The sequence below is a fragment of the Ilumatobacter sp. genome (genome assembly GCF_041688325.1).
Lineage (GTDB): Bacteria > Actinomycetota > Acidimicrobiia > Acidimicrobiales > Ilumatobacteraceae > Ilumatobacter_A.
Genome location: NZ_JBDNIJ010000065.1, coordinates 17,949 through 42,077 on the forward strand (window position 1 = coordinate 17,949; position 24,129 = coordinate 42,077).

Here is a 24,129-nt window from a genome sequence, read left to right on the forward strand (position 1 = left end):
TGCCGCCTACGCGGGGAACGCTTGCTCCGTGTGCTCTGTCGGTCGACGTCGAACGATGATCATCGCGAGAACGAATACGCCGACGAGAGCCAACAGAGCAATGGCTGCAAACAGTCCGGTAAGTAGTGGCAGACCGCTCCTGCCGGCGTCGATTGGTTCGGCAGGCACAGAGGGCGAAATCCCAGAAGCGGGGAATGTGAGTTCAGCGGTCGCGGATCGTTCGACGAGTCCACTTCGCAGTGTGATCTCAGCGTCCCATGGGCCGGCGGGCAATTCGGAGTTGATCGTGATTGTCACTGGCTCGGTGGCTCCAATCGCGAGTGTCGAGCCGAGGTCAGCAGGGTATGGCCCTGCTTGCAGATCACCTGAGGTGCTGCGGAGGTCGAGTTCTCCAGAGATGTCGAGTGCCCGGCCGCCGGCGTTGGTGACGTTGGCAACGACGGTTCGTACGCCGGCGAGGTCCCTTCCCGCCGCGAGCGATGTGATCTCGAAGGCCGCTGCGGGTGGGCCGCCGGGTCCGATCGAGAGATACAGGCGGATGCCGACCCGGTTCACCTGTATGACTCCGTCGTCGGTGGCGGGGGTGCGGGCCTCGGCCCAGACGACGCCGTAGTGCTCACCTGGGGCTGCGTCGCTCGGGACGGTGATTGTCACGGTCGCAGTCGCGATTTGATTGGATGCCATGTTGATGTCGCCGGGTGTTACCGATGTCCAGGTCGATAGATCATTGGGTCTCTCGCCAGGTTCTCCCAGGAACGAGCCGTTGGTGATGGTCGCGGCTGCTGCGTAGAGGTGGACCTGCGCAGCAGTGTTGGTGGTCGAGACTTCGATGCGGCGTTGGATCTCTGTGCCCGGTGCAAGGTGATCGATGATGTAGATCTGGGCTCGTGGGTTGTCTGTCGTATCGGCGGGTTGGTCGAGGAGACGAAGACCGATGCTGCCCGCTTCAGTGTTCGGTATTGGCGCTGGCGCAGCGGACGCGGGCGCCGTGAACCCGGAAGTTGCGACCACGATGGTGATCATGGCGGCGAGGGCGGCTCGCAGCGGTGTCGTCATGGGGTCACGCCAACGAGTGAGTGATGGTTGCTGTGTAGGTCCCTGCGGTCGTTCCGCCTGGGATAAAGACGTTGATCGTTGGATTCCATGTTGCGGAGTTGTTGCCGGTGATGGCAGTCGCTGTCACGACGGGCGAGACAACAGCGAGGTTGGTCGGGTTGTTGGCCGTGTATGTGGCGGTGCCGACTGGGGTAATAGACCCAGCTACATATCCGATGTTGCTGGCCGCGATGGTTGAACCAGAGAGCGTGAACGGTGTGGAGATGGCGGAGGCAACCCAGCCGGTGGTACCGCTGCGTAAGTCGCTGACTTGCACCTGGCCGAGCTGGCCTCCGATGGTCGAACCGCTGACTGTGTTTACCGCGGATCCAAGGTTGCCAGCGTTGACTGGCACGGTGATGGTGAGCGCACCACCTGTGATGGTCACGGTTGCGGTTGTGTCGCCGGCAGTAGCGGGCGCGGCGCTGACCAGTCCCAACGTGGTCGACGTTATTGCGACAAGCGCACAGAGGCGAAGGAGGAGGCGGCGACCCGAGACGCGAGACGGCTCAATGGTGTTGGGGGTATTCGGCATGCTGGATTCTTTCTTGGTTTGATGGTGACTCCGAGTCTGCACAAGGTGTTACTTCTTGGTGATGCGGTTCCGTGGCGTGAGTCGTTTAGCGCCAGTTGCTCTACGCCTGTATTTTCAGGCCACGATCTGATTGAGATCAAGATTGGATCAAAATGTTCAAGACCGCCGATTCGACACGAAAATTTGCCACAACTTCTGTTCGACCTTCGGGACTGTCCGTCCACGTGCCTTTGGCGCAAAGAGATTTGTTGCGCGAGCAACTAGCGCCAACGCCCCAGCTCATGGTATGGGCGCAATGGTGAGGCGGCCTATAAGCGGGATTCTGTAGATCGACCGAAGTCGATCTGGCAGCCATCCATCTTTGCGACCTACCCGAGGATGCGCCGTCGAAACGGTGCGAACGGGCCGTTCATGTCCTCTGCTCGGTCTTGCTCCGGGTGGGGTTTACCAAGCCAGCCACGTCGCCGTGACTGCTGGTGCGCTCTTACCGCACCGTTTCAGCCTTACCTGTGATCAGCCATCCTCGAAAGGTGGCTCATCCATCGGCGGTCTCTCTCTGTTGCACGTCCGTCAGGTCGCCCCAACCTGGCTTTCGCCAGCACCCTGCCCTGTGGAGTCCCGACTTTCCTCGACGGCATCACCCGAAGGCCCACCGCCGCGGCTACCCGGCCACCTCACCATTGCGTGGGGGAGCCTACGGCGTCAGCTGAGTTCTTCGTAGATGAAAGAGTTGGCCGCAGGGGTAGCGAGGATGAACGTCGTCCGTGCACCGTTCTCGTCAGCTTCACCGACAATCAGTTCCTGCTGAGCAAGTGAACCGAACGCGGAGTTGATGGCGTACATCGCCAGCGTGTTCTGTGGTGTGCGCTCGACGTCTTCGTTGACGAGCGCCGGGCTGAACCGATTTCCTGTTCCGAATACATTGAGGACCAACGCAGCGCTGTGGCGGGACTCTTCGGTGGAGGCGTTGGCGGTGGCGAGCCGTTGTTTCGGCTCGGTCAGGATGCCCGTGAGCGACTGGTGCGTTGACGCGGCAAGGTTCTCAAGCGTGATGGCGAGGTTGATGACGTCACGAAGAACGTCGTCGCTCATGGTGATCGTGTCGACAATCGGAGCGACTGCCCGTTCCATGATCCACGGGTTCGTATCGGTCCACGCAGTGCCGCCGGCAGCTTCGGTCAGTTCGGCCATCTTGTCGGCAGTGGCTTGGTGATTGGCTTGGAGGCGCTCGACGAGCTCGGCGGTCGATCCTTCCAGGACACCCAGGCCCTTGGCGGTCTCGTACACGGCAACAGCAGTGAGTTCGAGCGACGACGCGGTACGGAGCAGAACGACATCGTTGACGGCGTAGTCAGGTGGCGGCAGGATCGGGTCAGCGTTGCCGACTCGGCCCGGGGCGGTGTCGCCACCGCGATCGGTGCCGCAGGCTGCGACCAGCGCCGCAAGCGAAACCGACAGGCCGCCGATCCGTAAAGCTTGGCGGCGACCGACGCGGGCGTCGAGGTTCGCTGTGGTGAGGGGAGTTGAGTCGGTCATGCTGCACCGCCAGAGAGTTCGAGGGGCGCAACAGAGTTGCTCAGCATCTCGTCGAGGTTGGAAGCGAAACCGGCGAGGCTGGTGAAGACAACAGCCTGGCGGGATTCGGTGGTGATGATCGAGGCGGTCAGCTCGATGGCGTCGATGCTCTCGTAGTTGGCGAGCGATTCGGTGTGGGTGGCCACAGCGATGTTCTCAAGTGTCCGAGCGGCTGCACCGAAGGCCTGGGCATCGCTGACAGCGAAGAGGCTGCGCTGCGCATTGAAGACGTCTTCGTTGCGCTGGTTCGCCGAAGTGCCGATGGCGCCGGAGATGGCCTGGGCGTACGACTCATGATTTTTAGCAACAACGCTGGCCAACTGAGCGACGTCGCCGTCGAGTTCGCCGGCGGCCTGCTGGTACAGATCGCGAACTGCGAGTTCGAGACGCAACGCAGCGTTCAGTGCGACACGGTCGGCATCGGTGGGCTTGTCCGGAGCGGCAGCGGCAGATGTGCTGCTGGCGAGGGCTACGGCGGTGCCAGCCGCGACGATGCCGCCAAGGCTGAGCAGGGAGCGCCGCGACGATGCGCGCTCAGTGGTGTCGAGATCCACGAGGGATGGTCCTTTCGAGTTCATACAGAGAACAGCCTGGTGGTTCGGGCGTTGTTGTTCCAATTCGCTCGCTGATTGTAGGGCCAATGTGGGCCGCGAGGGGTGATTGATCAGAAGTCGAGTGCCGACAGATCAGGAATCCATCCAGCGGCCCGGGTCAGGGCATTAGCCCAGCTCAGACGGAGTGCATCACGATCGACGCCGGCGTCGGGGGTCGCCGTGTGTGCCGGAGTCCACAGGGCATCGATGTCGCCAACCTCGCTCCAGACGCCAATACCGACGCCGGCGAGGAACGCCGCGCCCAGCGTCGTGGCCTCGACCACCGGCGCGACCTCGACCGGCAGACCCGTCACATTGGCAAGGGCCTGGACGAATGTGGGGTTGCGGCTCATGCCGCCGTCGATGCGCAACGCGGCCAGATCGACGTCGGTGTCGGCCACTGCTGCGTCGACCAGGTCTGCGCCTCGGTGTGCGATGCCTTCGAGCACGGCGCGTACCACATGGCTGCGTTCGGTTCCCCGAGTCAGGCCGAGCAGGGTGCCGCGGGCGCCGTAGTCCCAACTGGGTGTGCCGAGCCCGAGTAATGCCGGCACATACATGACTCCACCCGAGTTGGCACACTGAGATGCGACGTCGTGGCTTGCCTCAGCGGTATCGATGAGACCCATGTCGTCACGGAGCCACTCGACGTTCGTGCCAGCCGACAGCATGATGCCCTCGACACCCCAGGTAAGGGTGCCTCTGAGCGACCAGACCGGCAGGGGATAGGTGCCGTGGGCATGACGGTTGGCTGCATCGGGGGTGCCGCCGTCGGTGCACACATCAAGCATCCCGCCCGTACCGAACGTGATCTTCGCCTGGCCGGGCCGGACACAGCCCTGGCCGATGAGTGAGGCCTGCTGATCGCCGACCAGCGCGGCGATCGGTGGGCTGCCGGGGAGCGCTGTGGCATGTCCGATCACACCTGCCGAGTCAACGACGTCGGGCAGGATTGCTTCGGGGATCGAGAAGGCATCGAGGATGTCGTGTCGCCATCCGGTGCCGTCGATCGAGCGAAGGCCGGTGGTAGTCGCCGAGAAGTTGGTGTGATCAGCGACGTGGACAGCGCCCTCTGTCAGCGTCCAAGCCAACCAACTGTCCAGGGTGCCAGCGCAGAGGTCGCGGCCCTCGAGGTCAGGTGTGTTGGCCAGGATCCACTGGAGTTTCGTTGCGCTCTGGTTGGGTGCCATTGCCCAACCGTGTTCGGCCTTGGCCATGATGCACTCCATCACGGTGCGCAGGTCCTGCCAGCCAAGACCTTGGCCGACTGGCTTGCCCGTGGCGCGATCCCAGACCACGACACTGGCCCGCTGATTGGTGATGCCGACTGCGTCGACAGGGTCATCGACCCGGGCCAGAACGGCATGCGCAGCATCGAGTGACAGTCGAGCGATGTCGGCGGCATCGAACTCGACGAGGCCCGGTGACGGGCTACTCGGCGGGCACGCTCGGTATTCGAACGCCACGATTGACAGCGTGTCGTCGACCACCGCGGCTCGGAGCCCGCTCGTGCCGACGTCGATCACCAGAAACTGTGCCATTAGCGGCGCCTTCGCTGTGATGGGACGAAGCCGCGCCGCTGGAGTCGATTGCCGAGAATGCCGCCCATCAAGCCAGCAAACGCCACGAAGGTGAGCGTGAAGAAGATGCTCAGCCAATTGATCGTGCTCCCCCTCACGAGTGCAACGAGGATCAGGATTGCCTGCACGACAAGAAACGTTCCCGACGCCGTGACGATTCCGTGGCTGAATGGGGCCCCGGCCCGCTGCACCCAGGCGGCGCAACCGGCGCCGAGCGTGAAGCCAAGTACAAACCCGAAGAACAGCAATCTGTTCGTGCCGTTGTTGTCTGAATCGAGCAAGGCGGCGAACACGAAGAACGGAACGGCGAACACCACCGTGACGCCAGCACCGGCACGCAGCGCATCGAAGTCCCATCGGCCTGGCAACACGGCGGAAATTTTGTCGAGCGGATCGCTCACGGCCACCGAACCTCACCGAAACTGGACGTGAATCCCAACTTGCCAGGGTTCATGATCCCGTGCGGGTCAAACGAGTCCTTGACCCGCTGCAACACGCCGTGCGCATCGCCAAGTGCCTCAGCCATGAAGCGCTGGCGGTTGAGGCCGACGCCGTGGTGGTGCGAGAGGTTGCCGCCGTTGGCAAGTACGGCCCGAGTGCCAACATCCCACATCGACACATACGTCGACTCGATCTCGTCGGCAGGCGGTGTGGCAGCGAAGGTGAAGTAGAGGCAGGCGCCGTCGGCGTAGCTATGCGAGAGGTGGCAGGTGGAGGCGCGTGCGTGCGCCACATTGAGCATTGCCTCGCGGACCCCGTTAAAGATGCCGATCAGCGCAGACCACGGCGCTGCGATCTCCATCGTGTCGACCACGAACCCCTTGCGGGTCAGGCCCTGCAATGCGCTGGTGTCGTTGCGGTGTTGCATCCACGCCTCGACCAACTCGACATTGCCCGAGCGACCGCCAGCGCTCTGGCACGCGTCGTCGACGACGCGCATTGTTGCATCGACGAGATGTTCGTTCCCCTCGTCGAGGACGAGCAGCGTGCAGGTCGTGCCGTCGCCACCGCGACCGCGAGCCGACTCAGGGCCGTCGTAGAGGCGCAGCACTGCCGGCGTTGCCCCCGAGCGCATGGTGAGGCGGCATGCCTCGACGCCGGCTTCGAACGTGTCAAATATGTAGGTGGCGCGCCGCTCGGTTGCAGCGAGTGGGTGCGCCTTCAACCAGACGTTGGTGATCACGCCAAGGGTGCCTTCGGAACCAACGAGTAGTTCGGTCAGGTCGGGCCCGGCCGCTGCAGCTGGAGCGCCACCAGTGCGGATCACGGTGCCATCGGGCAGAACAGCTTCGAGTCCGACCACCATTTCTTCGATTTTGCCGTAGCGCGTCGAGTACTGCCCGGCGCCGCGTGAAGCGACCCAGCCGCCGACCGTCGCCAAGTCGAAGCTCTGGGGGAAGTGCCCGACCGACAGGCCGTGCTCCTCGTTCAGGATGCGTTCGAGGTCGGGGCCGAACGTGCCGGGCCGTACTTCGACGATGCCGGAGACGGTGTCAACCGACTCGATGCCGTGCAGCGCGGTCATGTCGAGTACCACTCCGCCGAACACCGGCGCAGCTGCACCGCACACGCCGCTGCGGCCACCCGATGGTGTCACTGGCACGCGGCCGATATTGCACGCTTGGAGTACGGCAACCACATCGGCAGTTGATGCAGGGCGGGCGATCAGGTCAGCGAGCTGCGGTACTTCGCCGCGGAGCGACCAGTGCAGGGCAAGTGGCCACCAGTCGCGGCTGGCCTCGGCGACTTGGCCATCGTCCTCGACAACTTCACAGATCTCATTGAGGACGGCGAGCAATTCCTCGGGCACCTCGATGGGCGTAGCCGTCGAGCGGCTGGTGATGACGTCGCCGTCAGCGACGAGCTCAATGGGAGGTGTGGGGGAGGAGGGATTGATCACGGGCGGCGGTGTCCTCTGCAGCGCAGAGCTGCTGGTAGTTGGTGAGTTGTCGGTCGACCTCGATTGCATCCCAGTGCAATTCGGTAGCCATCAGCTCGGCAACGCCAGGAGCGGCAGCAAGTGCGGCAGGTCGATCGAAGATGTGGAGTCGGGTACGTCGGGCGAGCACGTCGTCGAGGGTGGTTGCCATCTCATGGTGGATTGCATAGATGATCTCTGCTCGCACATACGGATGGCCAGGCGCGATTGGCTCGCCGAGCGTGGCGTCGAACGCGATCAGTGCGCGGACCTCGGCGGCAAGCGTGCCGTAACGGTTGCCGAGATGCGACGAAGTCGACCCATCGGATGTTCGGCGTTGGGCTGCGCCGAGCAGCTTCAAGTGGCGTGTCGACTTCGAACGTGGCACTCGCGTCGATCGTCCGATGCCTCGCATGACCTGTTCAACGGTGTCTTCGGCCATTGCTCGATAGGTCGTGAGCTTGCCGCCGCTGACACGCACGACCCCGGAGTCGCTGACTGCCACCTGATGCTGCCGCGAGAGGTCGGCGGTTTTGCTGGTGGGTTGATCTTCCGATGGGCCTTTCACCAGCGGACGAAGGCCTGACCACACGCCGGTCACGTCGGCGAGCGTGATCGTTCCCACGACATCGGTGTCGAGGGCCTGGTTCAACGCTTCGAGACAGTAGTCGACATCGACAGCGGTGGTCTGGTGTTCGTTGAGTCCGCCATCGTGATCGGTGTCGGTGGTGCCCACGTAGCAGTGGCGGAACGTGCCGTCGCCGATCGGGCCCCACGGCACGATGAACAGGCTGCGCTTGTCGCGCTTGACGGGGATGATCACAGCAATGTCGTTGCGCACTTTCTCCCACGGAATCGTCAGGTGTACGCCCTTGGCCGGGCGGATCGAATCGGGGTGCGTGCCCTCGTCGAGCGAGCGCACTTCGTCGGCCCACACGCCGGCCGCGTTCACGACGGATTTGGTGGGCACGGTGATCCGCTCACCGTCGGCCTCGACGACCACCCGATCAGCGCGACCCTCGGCGTTGGTCAGAACATCGACGAGGCCGGCTCGGTTGATGACGACTGCGCCACGCGCCGCTGCCGTGCGGGCAATGGTCAGGGTGAGTCGGGCGTCATCAGCGCCGGCGTCGTAGTAGAGGTAGCCCGAGCTGAGCTTCTCGAGATGGGTGGTGGGGAAGTGCTTGGCTGCCTGCTCGGCGTTGACCCGCTTGTGGAACTTACCGATGCGCCAGCCGCCGGTGATGTCGTACATCCACATCGCCGACCCGAGTGCCCGGGCGATCTTCTTCGAGACCACGCTGTCTTTGGTCATGATCGGGATCATGAACGGCAGCACGTCCACGAGGTGGGGCGCGTTCTTCATGAGCCGCCGCCGCTCGCGCAGTGCCTCGTACACGAGCCGGACGTCGCCGTTCTGGAGGTAGCGCAGACCACCGTGAACCATCTTCGAACTTTTCGAGGAGGTGCCGGACGCAAAGTCGTCACGCTCGATGAGCGCGGTCCGTAAGCCTCGAGCCGCTGCATCAAGGGCGACACCGACACCGGTGATGCCGCCGCCGATCACGACGACATCAAATGGATCGGCCTCTCCGGACGCACTGTTGCGCAGCTCAGCGAGCATGTGCGACCGTGAGAACTGGCGACCCGTCATCCCCCCACCGTAGGTCCGTGCGTGGCCCGTTACGCGATCAGAGCGGAACAGAAGTTGTCGTCATGGCGTCAGATATCGTGTTCTCCAAGAGCCATCATGACGACGCCATCTTCCACACCATCTGCTGGACCATCCGTTGGTTTTGATCCACGTCACGATGCGTACGTCGACGAGTCAACGGTCCGCAACGAACTCACTCGTGTGTTCCAGGTCTGCCACGAGTGCCGACGATGCGAGTCGTATTGCACGACCTTCCCGTCGCTCTTCGAGTTGATCGAACGTCGTGACGACCACGACGCCGGCAGGCTCACACCGCTCGATCAAGATCTTGTTGTTGATAGTTGTGTCCAGTGCAACCTCTGCTCGGCATCTTGCCCGTACACCCCTGCATTGCATGAACTGCAGGTCGATGTTCCACGACTCGTGCTGCGCGCGAAGGCAATGCAACACGCCACAGGCATCACGTCGTGGCGAAGCAAGGTGGTCGCCAGATCGTTCGGGCACGCTGACCTGATTGGGTGGACCGGATCGGCAGCGAGCGGGCTTGCCAACCGTGTGGTCAGTGCTGCACCCGGCTCGTTCGTCCGCCGCCTTGTTGCCCGGATCACGGGTGTGTCTGCCAATCGTCGACTTCGGCTGTATCGGGCCGAGCGTTTCACGACGTGGTTCGACAACCGCCCGCGGGTCCTGATCGGCAACCCGCAAGGAGCCGTCACAGTGTTTCCGACCTGCCTGGTCGAATACCGCAACACGGCGATCGGCGCCGATCTGGTGAAGGTCTACGAGCGCAATGGAATCGAATGCTCGACGTCATCGGCGGGTTGCTGTGGTGCCCCGTCGCTGCATGCGGGCGACCTCGATCGGTTCGCCAAAATTGCCAAGCGCAACGTCAAGGCGCTCGCGAGCGAGGCTCGTTCCGGCACTGACATTGTCGTTCCGCAGCCGGGTTGCGGAGCGATCCTTCGTTCGGCGTATGTCGATCACGTTCCGGCGAAGATGCGTCTCGATGCCGAACTGGTGGCCGCCCGCACCTACGACGCTTCGGAATATCTGATGCGTTTGCATCGAGCCGACGACACCGCACTCGACACCGACTTCAGGGGCGAGACGTTCGATCGGGTTACATCGGTTGGATCGGGCCACCTGACCGACCGTCATGCCGAGTTCGATAGCCGCGATCTGCTGCGGCTCGCCGGCGCCCGAGTAGAGCAGATTCGGGGTACGTCGGGAATCGAAACTCCCTGGGGCCTCCGCGCTGACAACGACGCCGTCGCCGACGAACTCGCGGAGCGACTGGCGAGACGCATTGCCACGACCAGTCCTGACGCCGTTGCGGCCGACGGTGATTTCGCGAACGCAGCGGTCAGCGAGCACCTCGACATCGAGGCACTTCACCCGATGCAGATTGTTGCACGGGCCTACGGCATCTCTGAGCACGCACGACGCGACCACAAAAGGTGAGCGTAAACGCACTGTGCGTGCGGTTGGCAAAATGGTGTCCTGAAGTTGACAGATCGTCTTGCGCAACGTGCTCTTGGTCACCTAAGTTCAGACCCGAAGATGTATGTCGGCACCAGCGTTGGTGGCGACCTTGGACGGGGGGTCTGAAGAGATATGTCGTTGCAACACACGAACACGGAACCGAAATGGTGGCACCTTGGTGCTTGCCGGGGGCTCGACTCGAGGGTGTTCTATCCCGAAGATGAGGCCAGCTCGGTTCATGCCAAGTCGATCTGCTCGAGCTGCTCCGTCCAGCCGGACTGCCTTGAACATGCCCTGACGATCCGCGAGAAGGCTGGCGTCTGGGGCGGAGCGTCTGAACGGGACCGTCGTCGGATCATCCGTCAACGACGCAAGGTCAGTTGAACGTCGTGCCGACCTGAGAGGTCGGCGCCCTACGATCTCATCATGGTGACTCTCGAAGCTCTCGGTGGCTGGCCCGCGCTCTTGAATGAGTTGATTGCGGGCAACCATCTCACCGCCCATCAAACCGGCGCTGCGATGTCGACGATCCTCGCGGGTGATGCCACGCCTGCCCAGATCGCTGGCTTCGTTGTGGCCTTGCGGGCGAAAGGCGAAACTGCTGAAGAGCTCGCCGGGATGCTCGGGGCTGCGATGGATGCAGCGTCGATCGTTCCGTTGACCGACACCGAACGGGCTGACTGCGTCGATGTCGTTGGAACCGGCGGTGACGGCTCGCACTCGATCAACGTCTCGACCATGGCGGCAATCGTCACGGCAGCAGCAGGAGCGCCGGTGTGTAAGCACGGCAATCGCTCGGCATCGTCACAGGCCGGAACCGCTGACGTGTTTGAACTGCTCGGCGTCCACCTCGAATTGTCGCCCGAGGGCGTCGCCCGTTGCGTCCGCGAAGCGGGGATCGGTTTCTGTTTTGCGCCGGCCTTCCATCCGGCCTTCCGATTTGCCGGCCCGCCGCGCCGCGAGATGGGTGTTTCAACAGCGTTCAACCTGCTCGGCCCAATGGCGAACCCCGGTCGGGTCAAGCGGCAGTTGATCGGTGTGGCAAACCCGACGTTCGCTCGGCCGATGGTCGAGGCGCTCGAGCGGCAGGGCCTTGATGTTGCCTGGGTGGTGCACGGGGGTGGGCTCGACGAGTTGACCACCACCGGACCCTCGACTGTGTTGGCGCTCCGTGATGGCGACGTTTCTGAGTTCACGATCGATCCGGCCGATCTCGGTCTCGCACCAGCAACCGCTGACGACATCCGGGGCGGCTCGCCGGACAACAACGCCGAGGTCGTTCGGCGGGTCCTCGCAGGAGACCTCGGGCCGCACCGCGACATCGTGGTCCTCAATGCTGCCGCTGCGTTGGTTGTTGCTGGGCGTGCCGACACCGTGGCGGCTGGACTTGAACTCGCCGGCGCAGCGATCGACGATGGTCGGGCAGCGGCAACTCTCGCCAAGATGGCCGAAGTCTCTCAGTCGGCGGCGGGCGAGTCGTGACGACCGGTTTCGTTCGTACACCTGCGTCGTCGGCCAACCTCGGTGCAGGTTTCGACGTGCTGGGCATGGCCCTCAACCTGTTCGCGGATTGCGGTCTGGGCGACGCACCGGCTGGCGCGCAGCAACTTGACCAGCATCACCCCGGTCGGATTGCTTTCGAGGCACTCGGTGGCACCGGCCCAATGTGGATCCGATGCAACATTCCGATGGCCCGAGGCCTTGGCTTCAGTGGTGCTGCTCGGGTTGGGGCTGCCGCACTCGCGGTGGTGCAACAAGAACATTCGATCGCAGCGCGCTCCGACGAGATTCTTGACCTGGCGGCTGGCCTTGAGGGGCATGGTGACAACGTCGCAGCTTCGCTTTTTGGCGGAGTGACGGCCTTTGTCGAGGGGCGTGCGATTCGCATCCCGGTTGGCCCGATCTTTGCTGCAGCGTCCTTCGTCGCTTGGGTGCCCAATGTGACCACATCGACCGATACGTCGCGTCAAGCGCTCGGCGCCACCGTCGATCTCGCGGCAGCCGTTCACAACATCGGTCGCTCGGTGCAGTTTGTGGCAGCGATTGCCACCGACGACCCGGTCATGCTGGTTGGCGCGGCAGCTGACCGGATCCATCAGGCCGGGCGAATCTCTGAGGTGCCGGGTGCCGCGGAGGCAATGGATGCCGGTCTGTCGGCAGGTGCGTGGGCCGCGTGGCTGTCGGGAAGCGGGCCGACCATCGGTTTCATGTGCGACAGCGCGATCGCCGAGGCGATCGCGGGATCCATGCCAGATGGCGGCCACGCCAAGATTCTCGCCATCGACACGCAGGGCTGCCGACTCGGTTAGTGGTACGATGGTACCCATGTTGGTATCAGTGGATCGTGCGGGACGCGTGGTCATCCCGAAGGACGTCCGCGATCGGCTGGCGCTCGGCGCCGACTCTGAACTCGAGATCGATACCGAGGGCGACGTCATTCGTTTGACGCCGGTGCGCAGAGCGGGTCGACGTGTTGTCGAAGTCGACGGTTGGCCGGTCATCGAGCGTGGCGATGGAAACCCGATCACCGATGCCGACATACAGCGATGGCGCGATGCCGACCAGCGCTGAGCGCTTCGCCGTCGATACCAGCGTCGCTGTCGCAGCACTGGATTCGCTGCATGCAGCGCACGCCGACTGCAGGTCCGCTGTCCAACGGCTCCTTCCGGGCTTGGCAGGCCACGCGGCGTTCGAGACCTACTCGGTGCTCACCCGGATGCCCGGACAGCTTGGGGTCGATGCTCCCACAGCCGCAGCGCTGATCGATCGAGTCTTCCCGATCATCCACATCATCCCGGCGGATCAAGCCGTCGGGCTGATCGAGCGATTCGGGACCGTGGGGATCGCAGGCGGCGCCGTTTACGACGCGCTGGTCGCGGAGGCCGCTCGGGTGAACGACTGCACTCTGTTGACACGCGACCAACGTGCCCGCCGCACCTACGATCTCATCGGCGTCAAGTACACACTGGTCGGGGTCTGACTCAGCCGGTGGTGCCGTCGATTGCCTCGCGGATCAGGTCGGCGTGGCCGAGGTGGCGGGCGTACTCCTCGATCATGTGGATCATGATCCAACGCAGGTTCTGCGCTCGCAGGCTTCCACGGCTCGCGCTCGTCCATGCCGGCAAACCGATGCTCGAACCACGAGTGCTCGGCGAGTGCCATGTGCTTGTGGCGGGCATTACGACGCGTGGCGTTGCCGCTCGGCGTGAGTCTGATGAATCGGCTGCACCTTGTCGATCGCTGCAACGGGAAAGTCCCAATCGCCGGTGCACGTGACGAGGAGATCGTCGGCTCGTTTCTCGAAGAATTTCGCGAGGACGAGTGCTTCGTCGATCGCTCCCCGGGGGAGTGGAGTGCCCAGTGCTGTTGGGGCAGGCGGCTCGACGGGAAGCGCACGGCCGACGGTGCCGCGCTGCATTACATCGACGAGTCGGCCCTGGTCGACCACCCACGTCGAGTCACCAATGGTGACCGTGACTCGGTCGGCGGACCGCAACGTTTCGACGAGACGATGTCGTTTGATCGCTCCGAGCAGTGTCTGCAATCGATCGCGAATCACGGCGGCCTCTTCAAATCGCTGCTGCGACGCCAATGCCGCCATCTTGTCATGGAGACGGTCGACGACGATCGCCGGATCTCCAGTCATAGTTCGTCGTGCGATTTCGACTGAGCGGGTGTACTCGCCCGGATCGGCGGTGCCGGAACACGGACAATGCGCCACACCGAGTTGGGCAGCGCTGCACACTGGTGCATCGTCGGGCGCGACGTAGTTCCGACCGAGCCGTGCGGTGCAGCGCCGCAACGGGATCGCACTCTGAATTGCCTCGACGACCAGGTTCGCCATCTTCCGAGATGGCAGCGGCCCGAGATGAAGCCCGTGCTTGGCGGGCTCCTTGACGATTGACAGCCGTGGCCATGGCGTGTCGATATCGAGCTTGACGAAGCAGTATTTGTCGGCCCTGGTGCCAGCCCGATTGAAGCGGGGGAGGAGCCTGGCGATGAGCCGCTGTTCGATGACTTCGGCGGTGATCGGATCGGCAAGAGGCAGGTGTCGCACTGTCTGGGTCTCGCGCAGCATCGGACCGATCTTGCGCCGATCGTCGCTGCCAAAATAGCTCCGCACTCGCTGGCGCAGGTTGGTCGCCTTGCCGACGTAGAGCACCTCACCCTGGTGGCCGCAGAACATATAGACGCCCGGGCCCCGTGGCAGGTCGGCCGTCATCTTCAACTTGGCGGCCTGGGGATGACCGGCGAGCTTCGACAGCGCGATCAGGTCGTCGAGGCCGAGCACGCCCATCCCCGAAGCTCGCTCGATCAGAAAATGCAGCAGGTCGGTGGTTGCCCAGGCATCGTCGAGCGCCCGATGGCTCGGCTGGTGCGCGAGGCGGAGCCGGGAGGCAAGTGTGCCGAGCTTGCAGTTCGGCACCTCATCGCGGACCAAGCGCCGGGCCAACGCAACGGTGTCGATGATCGTTCCCTCCAACCGGGGGCGACCACTGCGCTCGAGCGCAGCACGGATGAAGGCGACGTCGAACCCGACGTTGTGCCCGACGATCACAGTGCCGCCAGCATCGGTGTTGCCCATGAATTCAAGCAGGGCCGGGAGCACGGTCTCAATCCGAGGTGCTGTGGCGACGACCGCATCGCTCAGGCCGGTCAAGACAGTGATCTTCGGCGGGATGGCGCGGCCGGGGTTGACCAGCGTCTGGAACGTGCCAAGGACCTCGCCACCCCGAACTTTGACGGCACCGATCTCGGTAATGAGATCCTCCTGCCGGTTACCTCCCGTGGTTTCGAGGTCGACTGTGCAGAACGTGACGTCGCTGAGTGGGCGCCCGAGTTCGTCGAATGATCGCTGAACGAACGGGACGAGGCCTCCAGTTGACATCAGAGAACTGAACCACGAATACGACTACAAAGTCAAACAAATGTTCGACGGCCCCAGCATCCAGTCGACGGTCGCCAACAGACTGCGTGCGGTAGCGTCAGATCATGGACGAGGAGCAGGGCGCAGGGGTCGAACACCGCCACCTTCGCAGCGCGCTCGAATTCGCCGTCTTGATGGCGGCCGAAGGTCAAAAGCGCAAGCCGGCTGTACCGTTCCCGAAGGACCTCAGGCCCTTCTTTAACAAGCCGCGGCTCACGAATTCGGCTCTGGGTCGGCTTCGTCGCTGCATTGAGGGCGATCCTGTATTCCGCACGCGGTTGTCCGCCGGCGCGCTGCCCGAACTCGTCGACGACATCGGGCGACTCTGGCTGGCCGACGCCAAAGGCTGGGAGCAGCAGGCCTCCGTTCTTGCCTCCGCAGCAGATGCCGCTGTCGATGACGTTGACCTCAAGACACAGCTGAAGCGGGCCGAGAAGCGCCGCGCCGCAGCCGAACAGGCAACGGTCCGTGCTCAAGCCGAGTTGGTGCACCGAGACGAGGTCGCGCAGATGCAGTCGATCGAGATCGACGACCTTCGGGCCGAGCTGGCCAAATCCGAAGAGATCGTCTTCGAGATCCGAACCGAACTACTCGACGTTCGGATGGACGTTCGCCATGCCCGCGACCGGGAGGCCGCAGCCGAGGCAAAGTGGGCGACACTCACCGACCAACTCACCGACCAACTCACGGCAGCGCGCCGCCAACCGGCCCCGCCAGCACCTGTGCTCGACAACTCGGCGGACGTCGCCGCAGCGGCATCTGCCGCTCGTGCTCTCGCCGAGCAACTCGAATCACTGCTGTCGACTCCACAGGCCGTCGAGGCCAGCACGAAACAGGCCCGGGGCAACCGGCCAATCCATCGCACGCCCGTCGCGCTCCCTGGCGGCGTCATCGGGAGTTCAGCTGAGGCTGCCGAGTATCTGGCGCGGTCCGATGCGCAGATGTTGATCGACGGCTACAACGTTACAAAGTTGGGCTGGCCGAATCGCTCGCTCGAACGCCAGCGCGTCGCCCTCCTCGACGCGATGGAGAACCTGGCTCGACGTTTCGGGACCGATGCGACGGTCGTGTTCGACGGTGCTTCGATCGTCGGCGCCCACGCCGATCGTCGACGGCTCATCCGAGTTGTCTACTCGCCCGAGGGTGTTATTGCCGACGACGTGATCCGCGATGAGGTGAGGCGGTTGCCGACGAACTGCGCTGTCGTTGTGGTGACCAACGATGCCGAGATCGTTCGCGATGTTCGAGCCGATGGCGCCAACGTGGTGCCGAGTAACGCGCTCCTCGCCATTCTCTAAGGCTTGCGAGCAATTTGTCTGAGGTGCTTCCCTACAGTCGGCGAGGCAGGAACGACGTGGCAATGGCGGCGCTCGCCAGGAGTACAGCGATCACGAAGTACATGAGCCAGAACGTGCCCAGTCCGAGTGCAATCGCTCCGATAATCGGTGCGATGAGGAACGACATCTCGCGCCACGTCGTGAAGATCGCGGTCATGGCAACCCGTTCACGTGGTTTCACGAGGCGCATGAATGGGATGTTGCCGAGCATGTCGACTGCGGCGCCGCCCAAAGCGCCCGTCAGCCAAAAGACGATGCCGATTTGGCGGGCGTCGCCGATGATCGCCAACGCCGCCATGCTCGCCGACATCACCCCAAGAGCACCAATGATGACCGCACGCGTCCCGACGCGTTCAGCGGTGATGCGGACCATCGGGCTGATGAACAGCATTCCGCTCGCTGCCGAGAGAAAGACGCCTGCTGCCCACTTCGGCAGACCGGATTCGACCACATAAATCGGCCCGTAGACAAAAAGTGCCGCCCAGAAAATTGCCCGGCTCGTGGTGATGGCGTAAGCGATCCTCAGATTTCGCTGGCGGAAGAACCGAACCATGCTGTGAGCAGCGTTGGGGATTGCTGTGGTCGGTGTGAGGAGAACAGGATTTCGATGCAACCGAAGATGCCAGAAGTACCAGACCGTTACCAGCGTCATCATGATCGAAATAAGAAACGGTGCGGATGTGTGCGTGTTGCTCCACAACCACACGCCGAGTGTTGGACCAATGACCCACGATGCACCGATGTACACCATGCGGCGGGATTCGGTGGAGGTCAGATCCCGCTTGCCGATGTAGTCCATGATGTACAGCGACATACACACCGCGAACATGGACGCCTCGGCTGATCTCAGTCCGACTGCCAACACGAACAGCGGGCCATCCGCAACGAGGAACAGCGCTGCTGCGACAACGAGGAAACTCGATGCCAAGGTCACGACCCAGCGGCGTGGCATCTTTCGTTCGAGCCAACCCACGTTGATCGTGATCATGAGCGTGATCAGCTGGCCGCCGATGAAGGCGTACGACACTGCAGCTTTGGATCCCAGGGCCTCGAGGGCGGCCAACGGCACCACGCCAACCATCACCGAACGCGAGAGCCCCTCGAACCCGCCAAGACGCGCCAACTCGACCGCTGTATTTGCATCGAGTTGCTCCAAGCCCACAGGGCGGCGCCAGCGCATCGGTCGCCACGCTACGCGACCTGGCCGGTGGACGAAGCAGCCTGGACGCCGCTGCTGTCGCAGGGATCAATCAGTGTGGTGAAGGGGCTGGCAGCGCGGCGCCGATCAAGGGCGGACGCAAATCGCGTCGTCGTCCATCGGGCATGTGCAAAGTGAAGTAGCCGGCCCCAAGGGGCTCGATACTCCAGTGCTGATCGTGGAGTAGATGGTGGTGATACCAACACAGGAGGATCAGATTGTCAGGCTCCGTTGCGCCGCCGTCGAGCCAGTGCCTGGCGTGGTGAGCATCACAGCCGGCTGCAGGTACCCCACAGCCGGGCCAACGGCAGCCGTGATCTCGGATCATGAGGAGGTCGAACTGGACGTCACTCACGATGCGGCGCTTGCGGCCGAAGTCGATGATGTGGCCGACCGAGTCAGCGATGTAGCGATGCATCTCGCAGTCGCAGGCCATTCGCCGCACGGTCGAGATCGGCACAATTGAACGACCGCCCCCAGTATCGAGGCTTCCGCCGCCAGTCGATTCGCAGAGGTCGTCACCGGCAGACGTGGCAATGACGCTCGGCTTACGACGCTTCTGGCCGGGCAACCGTTCGAACGATTCGATTGCCATCTTCGCCATCTGGACGAGCGCGTCGGCACGTCGCTGTGCCGCTGTACGGGTCTCGTCTTGGGCACGTTGGGAGAGCGCTCGAATCGCTTCGTGAACCAGGGCGTAGCCCTCCGGGTCGAGCGTGCCGTCGAGCTGCCCGACGCCGTCGAGCATCTTCGACAGGTGCAGCGACCGCGCATCGAACTGGTCAGCCGCGGTTGCTGCTTCGTCGTCCGGGTCGGCGTGCATCCGCCACGTGTCGAGCAGCATCTTCAGGTCGGCAGCGGGCAGCGAGGTGGCCCAACGGAGGAGCATTGCTTCGTCGCGCTCAAAGACATCGGCGATGTGCGCCGCCCAGGAGTCGGTCAGCAATCGCAAGGCAGTTTCTGAGAGAGCGCCGCTGCCGAATGATGCTTGCACCAGCGGCATGTGGACAATGCGCTCGGCGAGTCGCAGGGTGCCCTTGCACTGCCCGAAGCCTTCGCGGGTGACGTCGGCGAGCCACGCGGTCGGTGATCGGTAGCCGTCGACGAAGTAGGCGCCCGACTCGACGACCGCATGAATCTCGGTCAACTGTTCGGCGCGTAGCCGCCGCACCGCCCGGGTCGCGGAGGTGACCGCAGGCGTTGGATTGACCGCCCGAGCCAACTCCTCTGCACATGCCTGAAACTCCATGACGACCATGTGTTCCACCATAGAGATGGGGTGTCACAGAGATTGCTGGGTGCTCTGAGCTGGGGTGATGTAGCGATGCCACTGCGTTCAACACGCGAGGGGCGCCGTCGGCAAAGATGGGGGTGATGGAGGTTGCACCCGAGAGTTCGACAGCGGTCGGGTTGGAGTATCGGCCCCCGCTGCGTCGACGCGTCCGACACATCCTGGTCGGTGACGGACCGATCATTCCGCTCGCCGTGGCGCATGGCTTGTCGGGCTCCGCTGACGCGTTCGTCACGGTCAGCCTGGCCGGATCATTGTTCTTCAACATCAGCCCGGATGCATCTCGGCAGCAGGTGCTGTTGTACCTCTTGGTGACGATGGCGCCGCTTGCCGTGTTGGCGCCGCTCGTTGGGCCTGCCGTCGACCGATTCCGACGGTCGCAACGTTTCGTTGCGTCGATCTTTTACCTGCTGCGCTCCGTCAGTTGCCTGGCGATGGTCAGCTTCCTGCTCGACTTGACGTTCTATCCACTCGCGCTCATCTTGCTGATCGCCAGTAAGGCATCGGGCGTCGTCAAACAGACGCTGGTGCAGCAGTTGGTCGATGACCCGGACGAACTGGTGGCAACCAACGCGCGGCTCGCGCGCTTGGCGAGCATCACGGCCGCCGTTGCTGCTGGGGCGGCAGCAGCGTTGTTGGCGATCAGTGGACCAGGCTGGACACTGCGCGTCGGCGCGGTGCTGTTCGCGCTCGCCTCGTTCGTTGTGCTCCGGATTCGCACGCCGCAACATGTCACCGTCGCGACCGACGACGTCGAATATGCCGAGACTCACCTCCCGATGGTGCTTGTTGCATCGGTCGGCATGATGGCGATACGTGCTGCCGTCGGATTCTTTTTGTTCACGCTTGCGTTCACGTTGCGGCGCGACAGCCAACCGGCGGTCATCTACGGACTCGCTGCAGCGTGTTACGGAATCGGGGCGTTCACCGGCCACACCGTTATTGGACTACTCCGTCGGCGGTTCAGCGAACAGCAGTTGATCGGGCTGGCCATCGCTGCACCCGCAGCGTTCACGGCGGTTGGGATACTTGGCGTGTCGACGCCGTTGCTCCTCGTGATCGCAGCACTCGTCGGCCTGTCCACCACGCTGGGCCGCAATGCATTCGACAGCCTGTTGCAGCGGCGAGCACCCGAGGCGTTGCTTGGTCGTGCTGGCGCGCGATATGAGACGAGGTTTCAGCTTGCTTGGGTCTTTGGAGGGGCAGTCGCCACACCGATCTCCCTTGCGCCCGAGGTGAGCATGATGATCTTGACAGCGATCTATCTGCCAGGTCTCGCAGTCTTTGTTCGGGCCATACGCGAGGCCCGCAAGTTCGAAGGCGCTTCAGTCGATGCCCTGGCAGGCGCTCGACAGCGCGTACTCATGGCGCGCCACGCTTGGGAGGCCGAGGAGTACCGCACCGCCATCATCGACGCATCTGCCGCGGCCGACTTGGCCCAAACGGTGCACGGACCGTTTCTCGACGATGATTGGGATCGTCGCGTCCTACTGGACGAGTTGCGACGTGCAGCGATTGATCCTGAGCAGGCCGTTTCGACGCGCGATGCGATTCGTGCGCTGGAAGCAGTGAGTGGCTTGCTTGACGGAGAGCTCCAGGCCGGAGTCGCGTAGGGACGTCCGCACGGTGAGCCGGTTACTCGGTGGCGAGGGTCGCCGATGAGACTGCAGCACTGTCACCGGTCGCGGTCACGTGAAGAATCCACGCGTTGTCGTCGTCGATCGACTGATACCGCACGATGCGGGCTTCCACTTTCGCTTGATCGGGTTCGAACTCGTCGATCAAGATCATGACCCCATTGTCCTTGACCGGTTCGTTGTCGAGCTCTTCTTCGCGGGCATCGCGGGCATCGTCGGCAAAACGAATCACCGCAGCGTCGTCGATATTGGACACGACGTCGGCCTGCACGCGAACATCGACCGTTCCCCCTGAGGCGGCAGCAATGTAGATGACCGGTGCCTCGACATTGCCGTCGGCATCGAGCACCGGTTCGCTCCGTGCAATTTCCCATCGAACGATGGCGGTGTATGCGTTGGTGGGCGTCACCGTGGCCCGCTCGGTTGGGGGGTCAGACGTGCATCCGACGAACGCGAGCACAGCAACAGCTACGACTGCAACGCCGAGAGCCCCTCGGTTGCGCACGCTGTTGCGATCCGATCCCACCCCTGCACGTTACGTCAGATCGCCAGCCAGATGAAGCAGATACCTGCAACCTGCGGTCACACTGTGCCAGGCACAGTGTGACCACGACACTCCACGACACTCCACGACACTCCCTTCTTCGCACCCGCCTCCCGCCCAGTGGTCAGGATCTGGCGCAAATAACTCTGTGACACCCCATCTCTACTGTGGGAAACATGTTCGAAAGCGACGACTTCTCCATCGATTGCAACACCTGCATCGGCGCCGGCACGACGGCCTGCACCGACTGCATCGTCACCCACCTGTTCGCTAATGACGATGGGCCAATCGACTACGTGCCGGTGCGACTCACCGTCGTTCCGGCGATTCCTGACCCCGAAGACATTGCGATCGAAATGCTGCAGCGCGTCGGCCTCATCGGCGCAACGCCTGAGTTCGTGCCGCTCGACGAGTTCCGCTCATACGGCGTTCCCGTCGCAGTGCGGGTCTGAGCCGAGCCGGGTCGAACCGGGCTGGCGCTTGCCGTCGTACGCTGGCGGTGTGCGCATGCCCGAACCACTGCCGACGATTGAGGCGATCACCGCCCACGTCGCGCAATGGGGGATCACCCACGTTGGCGTGTGTTCGGCCGAGATCCTTGCTGAGACCCGCACCACACTGCACGAACGCAAAGCGGCCGGCCTTCATGCCGGCATGGGGTTCACCTACCGGAACCCCGACCGATCGACCGACCCGAGCCAAGCCGTCGCCAACGCCCACTCGATTATCGTTGCCGCCCGCCCGTACATCACCGACACCGACCCCCCAAAGCCCGGCCCCGAACATGGCCCGCAAGCTCGAGTCGGCCGATACGCCTGGGTCGACCACTACGCACCGCTCCGCGAAGGCCTCCGTTCTGCCGCGAAGTTGATCCGCGCTGCAGGTCACAAGGCCGTCGCATTTGCTGACGACAACTCGATCGTCGACCGGGCCGTCGCCCATCGGGCCGGGCTCGGCTGGTACGGCAAGAACGCCAACCTGCTCATCCCCGGCGCCGGCAGCTTCTTTGTCCTCGGCTCGATCATCACCGCCGCGAGCTACGAGTGGAACGACCGCACCGCGAACGACGGCTGCGGCACCTGCACCAAGTGCTTCGCAGGCTGCCCGACAGATGCGATCATCGCCCCCGGTGTGATCGACGGCAACCGATGCCTCAGCTGGGTCATGCAGAAACCTGGCAGCGTGCCGCTCGAGTTCCGCGAAATCATCGGCGACCGGATCTACGGGTGCGACGACTGCCAAGACGTGTGCCCGATCTCGGTCCGCCTCGGCCCTCGCAACTCGATCCCGCTCCCTGCAGAGGTCAAGGCCTGGGTCAGCGCACTCGATCTACTCGACGAAACCGACCAGTGGATCGAAGACCGCTATGGCCAGTGGTACGTCGCCGGCCGTGATTTCGACGTGATCCGGCGCAACGCCTTGATTGTTGTCGGCAACGTCGGCGATCCGGCTGACCGCCGCGTCGGCGCGACCGTCGAGCGCTACCGTCAACACACCAACCCGACGCTGGTCGAACACGCCGCCTGGGCAGCCGCCCGACTCGAATCACGCCAGCCCGCTACCCAGCCCGCGACGGCATGAAGCACCTCCTCGTTACCAACGACTACCCACCCAAGGTCGGCGGCATCCAATCGCTGCTCTGGGAGTGGTGGCGTCGCCTGCCGAGCGACAAGTTCGCCGTGTTGACCAGCCCGTACGAGGGCACCGCCGAGTTTGACGCCGGAGAGCCGTACCGCATCGAACGCACCCGTGAACCGTTCCTGTTGCCGCACCCTTGGATGGTCAGGCAGATCAACAACCTCGCCGACGACTTCGGTGCCGACTTCGTCGTGCTCGACCCTGCAATCCCGCTCGGTCTCGTCGGCCCATCGTTGAAGATGCCGTACGACTTGGTGCTGCACGGTGCCGAAGTGACGATCCCCGGCCGCCTCCCCGGCTCCAAACAGGCACTCGCCTACACACTCCGTCGCGCCCGTCACTTGATTGCTGGCGGCGGTTACCCGGCAGCCGAAGCAGACCGCGCTGCCGGCCGAGAGTTGCCAACAACAGTTATTCCGTGCGGCGTCGACCCCGCCAAGTTCGTGCCGCTCAACGACACCGAACGCTCTGCCGCCCGTGAACGGCTCGGCCTCCCGATCGATGCCGAACTGATCGTGAGCGTCTCGCGCCTCGTGCCGCGCAAAGGCTTCGACACGGCAATTCGTGCCGTCGCCCGCCTGAAGCGCAAGCGCCCCGACCTGCTGCTGGCAATCGCTGGAGGAGGCCGAGAGGAACAACGACTGAAGCGGCTCGCCGAAGAACTCGATGCACCGGTCAAGTTTCTCGGCCGTGTCCCGAACGACGACCTGATCGCGCTGTACGGATGCGGAGACATTTTCACCATGCTCTGCCGCAACCGCTGGGGTGGCCTCGAGCAGGAAGGCTTCGGCATCGTGTTTCTCGAAGCCGCATCATGTGGGGTTCCACAGATCGCCGGTGATTCTGGCGGCGCAGCCGAAGCGGTCGCTCACGGCGAGACCGGCCTCGTGATCAGCGAACCAGAGAATGTTCAGCAGGTCGCCGATGCCATGACGCAACTGCTTGACGACGACGACCTGCGAGCAGCGATGGCCACACGGTCACGGGAGCGTGTGCTCGAAGAATTCTCGTACGACGTGCTCGCTCGTCGTCTGGGCGAGACGCTCGGCGTCTACGACTGAGCAGCCCGCAGGCGAGGCAATCGATACCGGACCGATCAGGGCACCGCAGTCTGGAACTGTCCAG

At 63.6% G+C, this 24,129-nt stretch carries 23 protein-coding genes, 1 other RNA gene and 1 pseudogene; 11 read left to right on the forward strand and 14 right to left on the reverse strand.

Annotated features, from left to right (window positions below):
- Positions 1-6 precede the first annotated feature (6 nt).
- The 9 genes from ACH2EI_RS04760 to ACH2EI_RS04800 all read right to left on the reverse strand — a co-directional run bounded on the left by ACH2EI_RS04760 (position 7) and on the right by ACH2EI_RS04800 (position 8,950).
- Positions 7-1,056, reverse strand: a complete 1,050-nt coding sequence (locus ACH2EI_RS04760; RefSeq protein ID WP_395159288.1) for a peptidase — start codon at positions 1,054-1,056, stop codon at positions 7-9.
- A gap of 4 nt (positions 1,057-1,060) precedes the next feature.
- On the reverse strand, positions 1,061-1,630 hold the full coding sequence (locus ACH2EI_RS04765) for a hypothetical protein (protein WP_395159290.1): 570 nt from the start codon (positions 1,628-1,630) through the stop codon (positions 1,061-1,063).
- A gap of 295 nt (positions 1,631-1,925) precedes the next feature.
- Positions 1,926-2,307: RNase P RNA component class A (gene rnpB, locus ACH2EI_RS04770), an RNA gene on the reverse strand.
- A 25-nt stretch (positions 2,308-2,332) separates the two neighbouring features.
- On the reverse strand, positions 2,333-3,166 hold the full coding sequence (locus tag ACH2EI_RS04775) for a hypothetical protein (RefSeq protein ID WP_395154415.1): 834 nt from the start codon (positions 3,164-3,166) through the stop codon (positions 2,333-2,335).
- The gene (locus tag ACH2EI_RS04780; protein WP_395159292.1) at positions 3,163-3,759 is read right to left on the reverse strand and encodes a ferritin-like domain-containing protein; all 597 of its coding nucleotides are present in this window, start codon (positions 3,757-3,759) and stop codon (positions 3,163-3,165) included. Before ACH2EI_RS04780 ends, ACH2EI_RS04775 begins: the two co-directional genes overlap by 4 nt.
- Positions 3,760-3,869: 110 nt before the next feature.
- Positions 3,870-5,339, reverse strand: a complete 1,470-nt coding sequence (locus ACH2EI_RS04785; RefSeq protein ID WP_395154417.1) for an FGGY family carbohydrate kinase — start codon at positions 5,337-5,339, stop codon at positions 3,870-3,872.
- Complete coding sequence (locus tag ACH2EI_RS04790) at positions 5,339-5,779, reverse strand: hypothetical protein (RefSeq protein ID WP_395154418.1); 441 nt, start codon at positions 5,777-5,779, stop codon at positions 5,339-5,341. The genes ACH2EI_RS04785 and ACH2EI_RS04790 overlap by 1 nt, the downstream gene beginning before the upstream one ends.
- On the reverse strand, positions 5,776-7,278 hold the full coding sequence (locus ACH2EI_RS04795) for an FAD-binding oxidoreductase (RefSeq protein ID WP_395159294.1): 1,503 nt from the start codon (positions 7,276-7,278) through the stop codon (positions 5,776-5,778). The genes ACH2EI_RS04790 and ACH2EI_RS04795 overlap by 4 nt, the downstream gene beginning before the upstream one ends.
- Positions 7,244-8,950 carry a glycerol-3-phosphate dehydrogenase/oxidase gene (locus ACH2EI_RS04800; RefSeq protein ID WP_395153570.1) on the reverse strand — a complete coding sequence of 569 codons (1,707 nt, stop codon included), beginning with the start codon at positions 8,948-8,950 and terminating at the stop codon, positions 7,244-7,246. Before ACH2EI_RS04800 ends, ACH2EI_RS04795 begins: the two co-directional genes overlap by 35 nt.
- A 96-nt stretch (positions 8,951-9,046) precedes the next feature.
- On the opposite strand from ACH2EI_RS04800, the gene ACH2EI_RS04805 reads away from it, so the two are divergent.
- The 6 genes from ACH2EI_RS04805 (at position 9,047) to ACH2EI_RS04830 (ending at position 13,412) form a co-directional block, all read left to right on the forward strand.
- The gene (locus tag ACH2EI_RS04805) at positions 9,047-10,411 is read left to right on the forward strand and encodes a heterodisulfide reductase-related iron-sulfur binding cluster (protein WP_395159296.1); all 1,365 of its coding nucleotides are present in this window, start codon (positions 9,047-9,049) and stop codon (positions 10,409-10,411) included.
- Positions 10,412-10,564: 153 nt separating this feature from the next.
- A complete protein-coding gene (locus ACH2EI_RS04810; protein ID WP_395153572.1) occupies positions 10,565-10,816 on the forward strand; it encodes a WhiB family transcriptional regulator in 252 nt (83 codons plus the stop codon).
- Positions 10,817-10,858: 42 nt separating this feature from the next.
- Complete coding sequence (gene trpD / locus ACH2EI_RS04815; RefSeq protein WP_395153573.1) at positions 10,859-11,914, forward strand: anthranilate phosphoribosyltransferase; 1,056 nt, start codon at positions 10,859-10,861, stop codon at positions 11,912-11,914.
- Entirely contained in the window at positions 11,911-12,741 is an 831-nt protein-coding gene (locus tag ACH2EI_RS04820) for a homoserine kinase (RefSeq protein WP_395159298.1), read from the forward strand. Before trpD ends, ACH2EI_RS04820 begins: the two co-directional genes overlap by 4 nt.
- A 16-nt stretch (positions 12,742-12,757) precedes the next feature.
- Complete coding sequence (locus tag ACH2EI_RS04825; protein WP_395155518.1) at positions 12,758-13,003, forward strand: AbrB/MazE/SpoVT family DNA-binding domain-containing protein; 246 nt, start codon at positions 12,758-12,760, stop codon at positions 13,001-13,003.
- Positions 12,987-13,412 (forward strand): type II toxin-antitoxin system VapC family toxin, encoded by a 426-nt coding sequence (locus ACH2EI_RS04830; RefSeq protein WP_395155519.1) that lies wholly within the window; start codon positions 12,987-12,989, stop codon positions 13,410-13,412. The genes ACH2EI_RS04825 and ACH2EI_RS04830 overlap by 17 nt, the downstream gene beginning before the upstream one ends.
- Before the next feature lies 1 nt (position 13,413).
- On the opposite strand, the pseudogene ACH2EI_RS04835 reads toward ACH2EI_RS04830, so the two are convergent.
- Positions 13,414-13,515 (reverse strand): annotated as a pseudogene (locus ACH2EI_RS04835) (DUF664 domain-containing protein); the annotation flags it as partial.
- 95 nt (positions 13,516-13,610) lie between these two features.
- Positions 13,611-15,320: a DEDD exonuclease domain-containing protein gene (locus tag ACH2EI_RS04840; RefSeq protein ID WP_395159300.1), complete on the reverse strand. Its 1,710-nt coding sequence runs from the start codon at positions 15,318-15,320 to the stop codon at positions 13,611-13,613.
- 104 nt (positions 15,321-15,424) lie between these two features.
- Here ACH2EI_RS04840 and ACH2EI_RS04845 point away from each other — a divergent pair, with 104 nt between their 5' ends.
- Complete coding sequence (locus ACH2EI_RS04845; RefSeq protein ID WP_395159302.1) at positions 15,425-16,657, forward strand: NYN domain-containing protein; 1,233 nt, start codon at positions 15,425-15,427, stop codon at positions 16,655-16,657.
- A 31-nt stretch (positions 16,658-16,688) separates the two neighbouring features.
- On the opposite strand, the gene ACH2EI_RS04850 is transcribed toward ACH2EI_RS04845, so the two are convergent.
- Both ACH2EI_RS04850 and ACH2EI_RS04855 read right to left on the reverse strand, forming a co-directional pair.
- Positions 16,689-17,876 (reverse strand): MFS transporter, encoded by a 1,188-nt coding sequence (locus ACH2EI_RS04850; RefSeq protein ID WP_395159304.1) that lies wholly within the window; start codon positions 17,874-17,876, stop codon positions 16,689-16,691.
- Positions 17,877-17,946: 70 nt separating this feature from the next.
- Positions 17,947-19,152 carry a DUF222 domain-containing protein gene (locus ACH2EI_RS04855; RefSeq protein ID WP_395155523.1) on the reverse strand — a complete coding sequence of 402 codons (1,206 nt, stop codon included), beginning with the start codon at positions 19,150-19,152 and terminating at the stop codon, positions 17,947-17,949.
- A gap of 116 nt (positions 19,153-19,268) precedes the next feature.
- On the opposite strand from ACH2EI_RS04855, the gene ACH2EI_RS04860 reads away from it, so the two are divergent.
- Complete coding sequence (locus ACH2EI_RS04860) at positions 19,269-20,798, forward strand: MFS transporter (protein WP_395159306.1); 1,530 nt, start codon at positions 19,269-19,271, stop codon at positions 20,796-20,798.
- A 22-nt stretch (positions 20,799-20,820) separates the two neighbouring features.
- On the opposite strand, the gene ACH2EI_RS04865 is transcribed toward ACH2EI_RS04860, so the two are convergent.
- The gene (locus ACH2EI_RS04865; protein WP_395159308.1) at positions 20,821-21,348 is read right to left on the reverse strand and encodes a hypothetical protein; all 528 of its coding nucleotides are present in this window, start codon (positions 21,346-21,348) and stop codon (positions 20,821-20,823) included.
- Positions 21,349-21,542: 194 nt separating this feature from the next.
- Here ACH2EI_RS04865 and ACH2EI_RS04870 point away from each other — a divergent pair, with 194 nt between their 5' ends.
- From ACH2EI_RS04870 to ACH2EI_RS04880, 3 genes are read left to right on the forward strand one after another with little or no spacing between them, the layout of a single operon-like run.
- Positions 21,543-21,818 carry a hypothetical protein gene (locus ACH2EI_RS04870; RefSeq protein ID WP_395151904.1) on the forward strand — a complete coding sequence of 92 codons (276 nt, stop codon included), beginning with the start codon at positions 21,543-21,545 and terminating at the stop codon, positions 21,816-21,818.
- A 55-nt stretch (positions 21,819-21,873) separates the two neighbouring features.
- Complete coding sequence (queG, locus tag ACH2EI_RS04875; protein WP_395151902.1) at positions 21,874-22,947, forward strand: tRNA epoxyqueuosine(34) reductase QueG; 1,074 nt, start codon at positions 21,874-21,876, stop codon at positions 22,945-22,947.
- A complete protein-coding gene (locus ACH2EI_RS04880; RefSeq protein WP_395151900.1) occupies positions 22,944-24,065 on the forward strand; it encodes a glycosyltransferase family 4 protein in 1,122 nt (373 codons plus the stop codon). Before queG ends, ACH2EI_RS04880 begins: the two co-directional genes overlap by 4 nt.
- Positions 24,066-24,129: the final 64 nt, after the last annotated feature.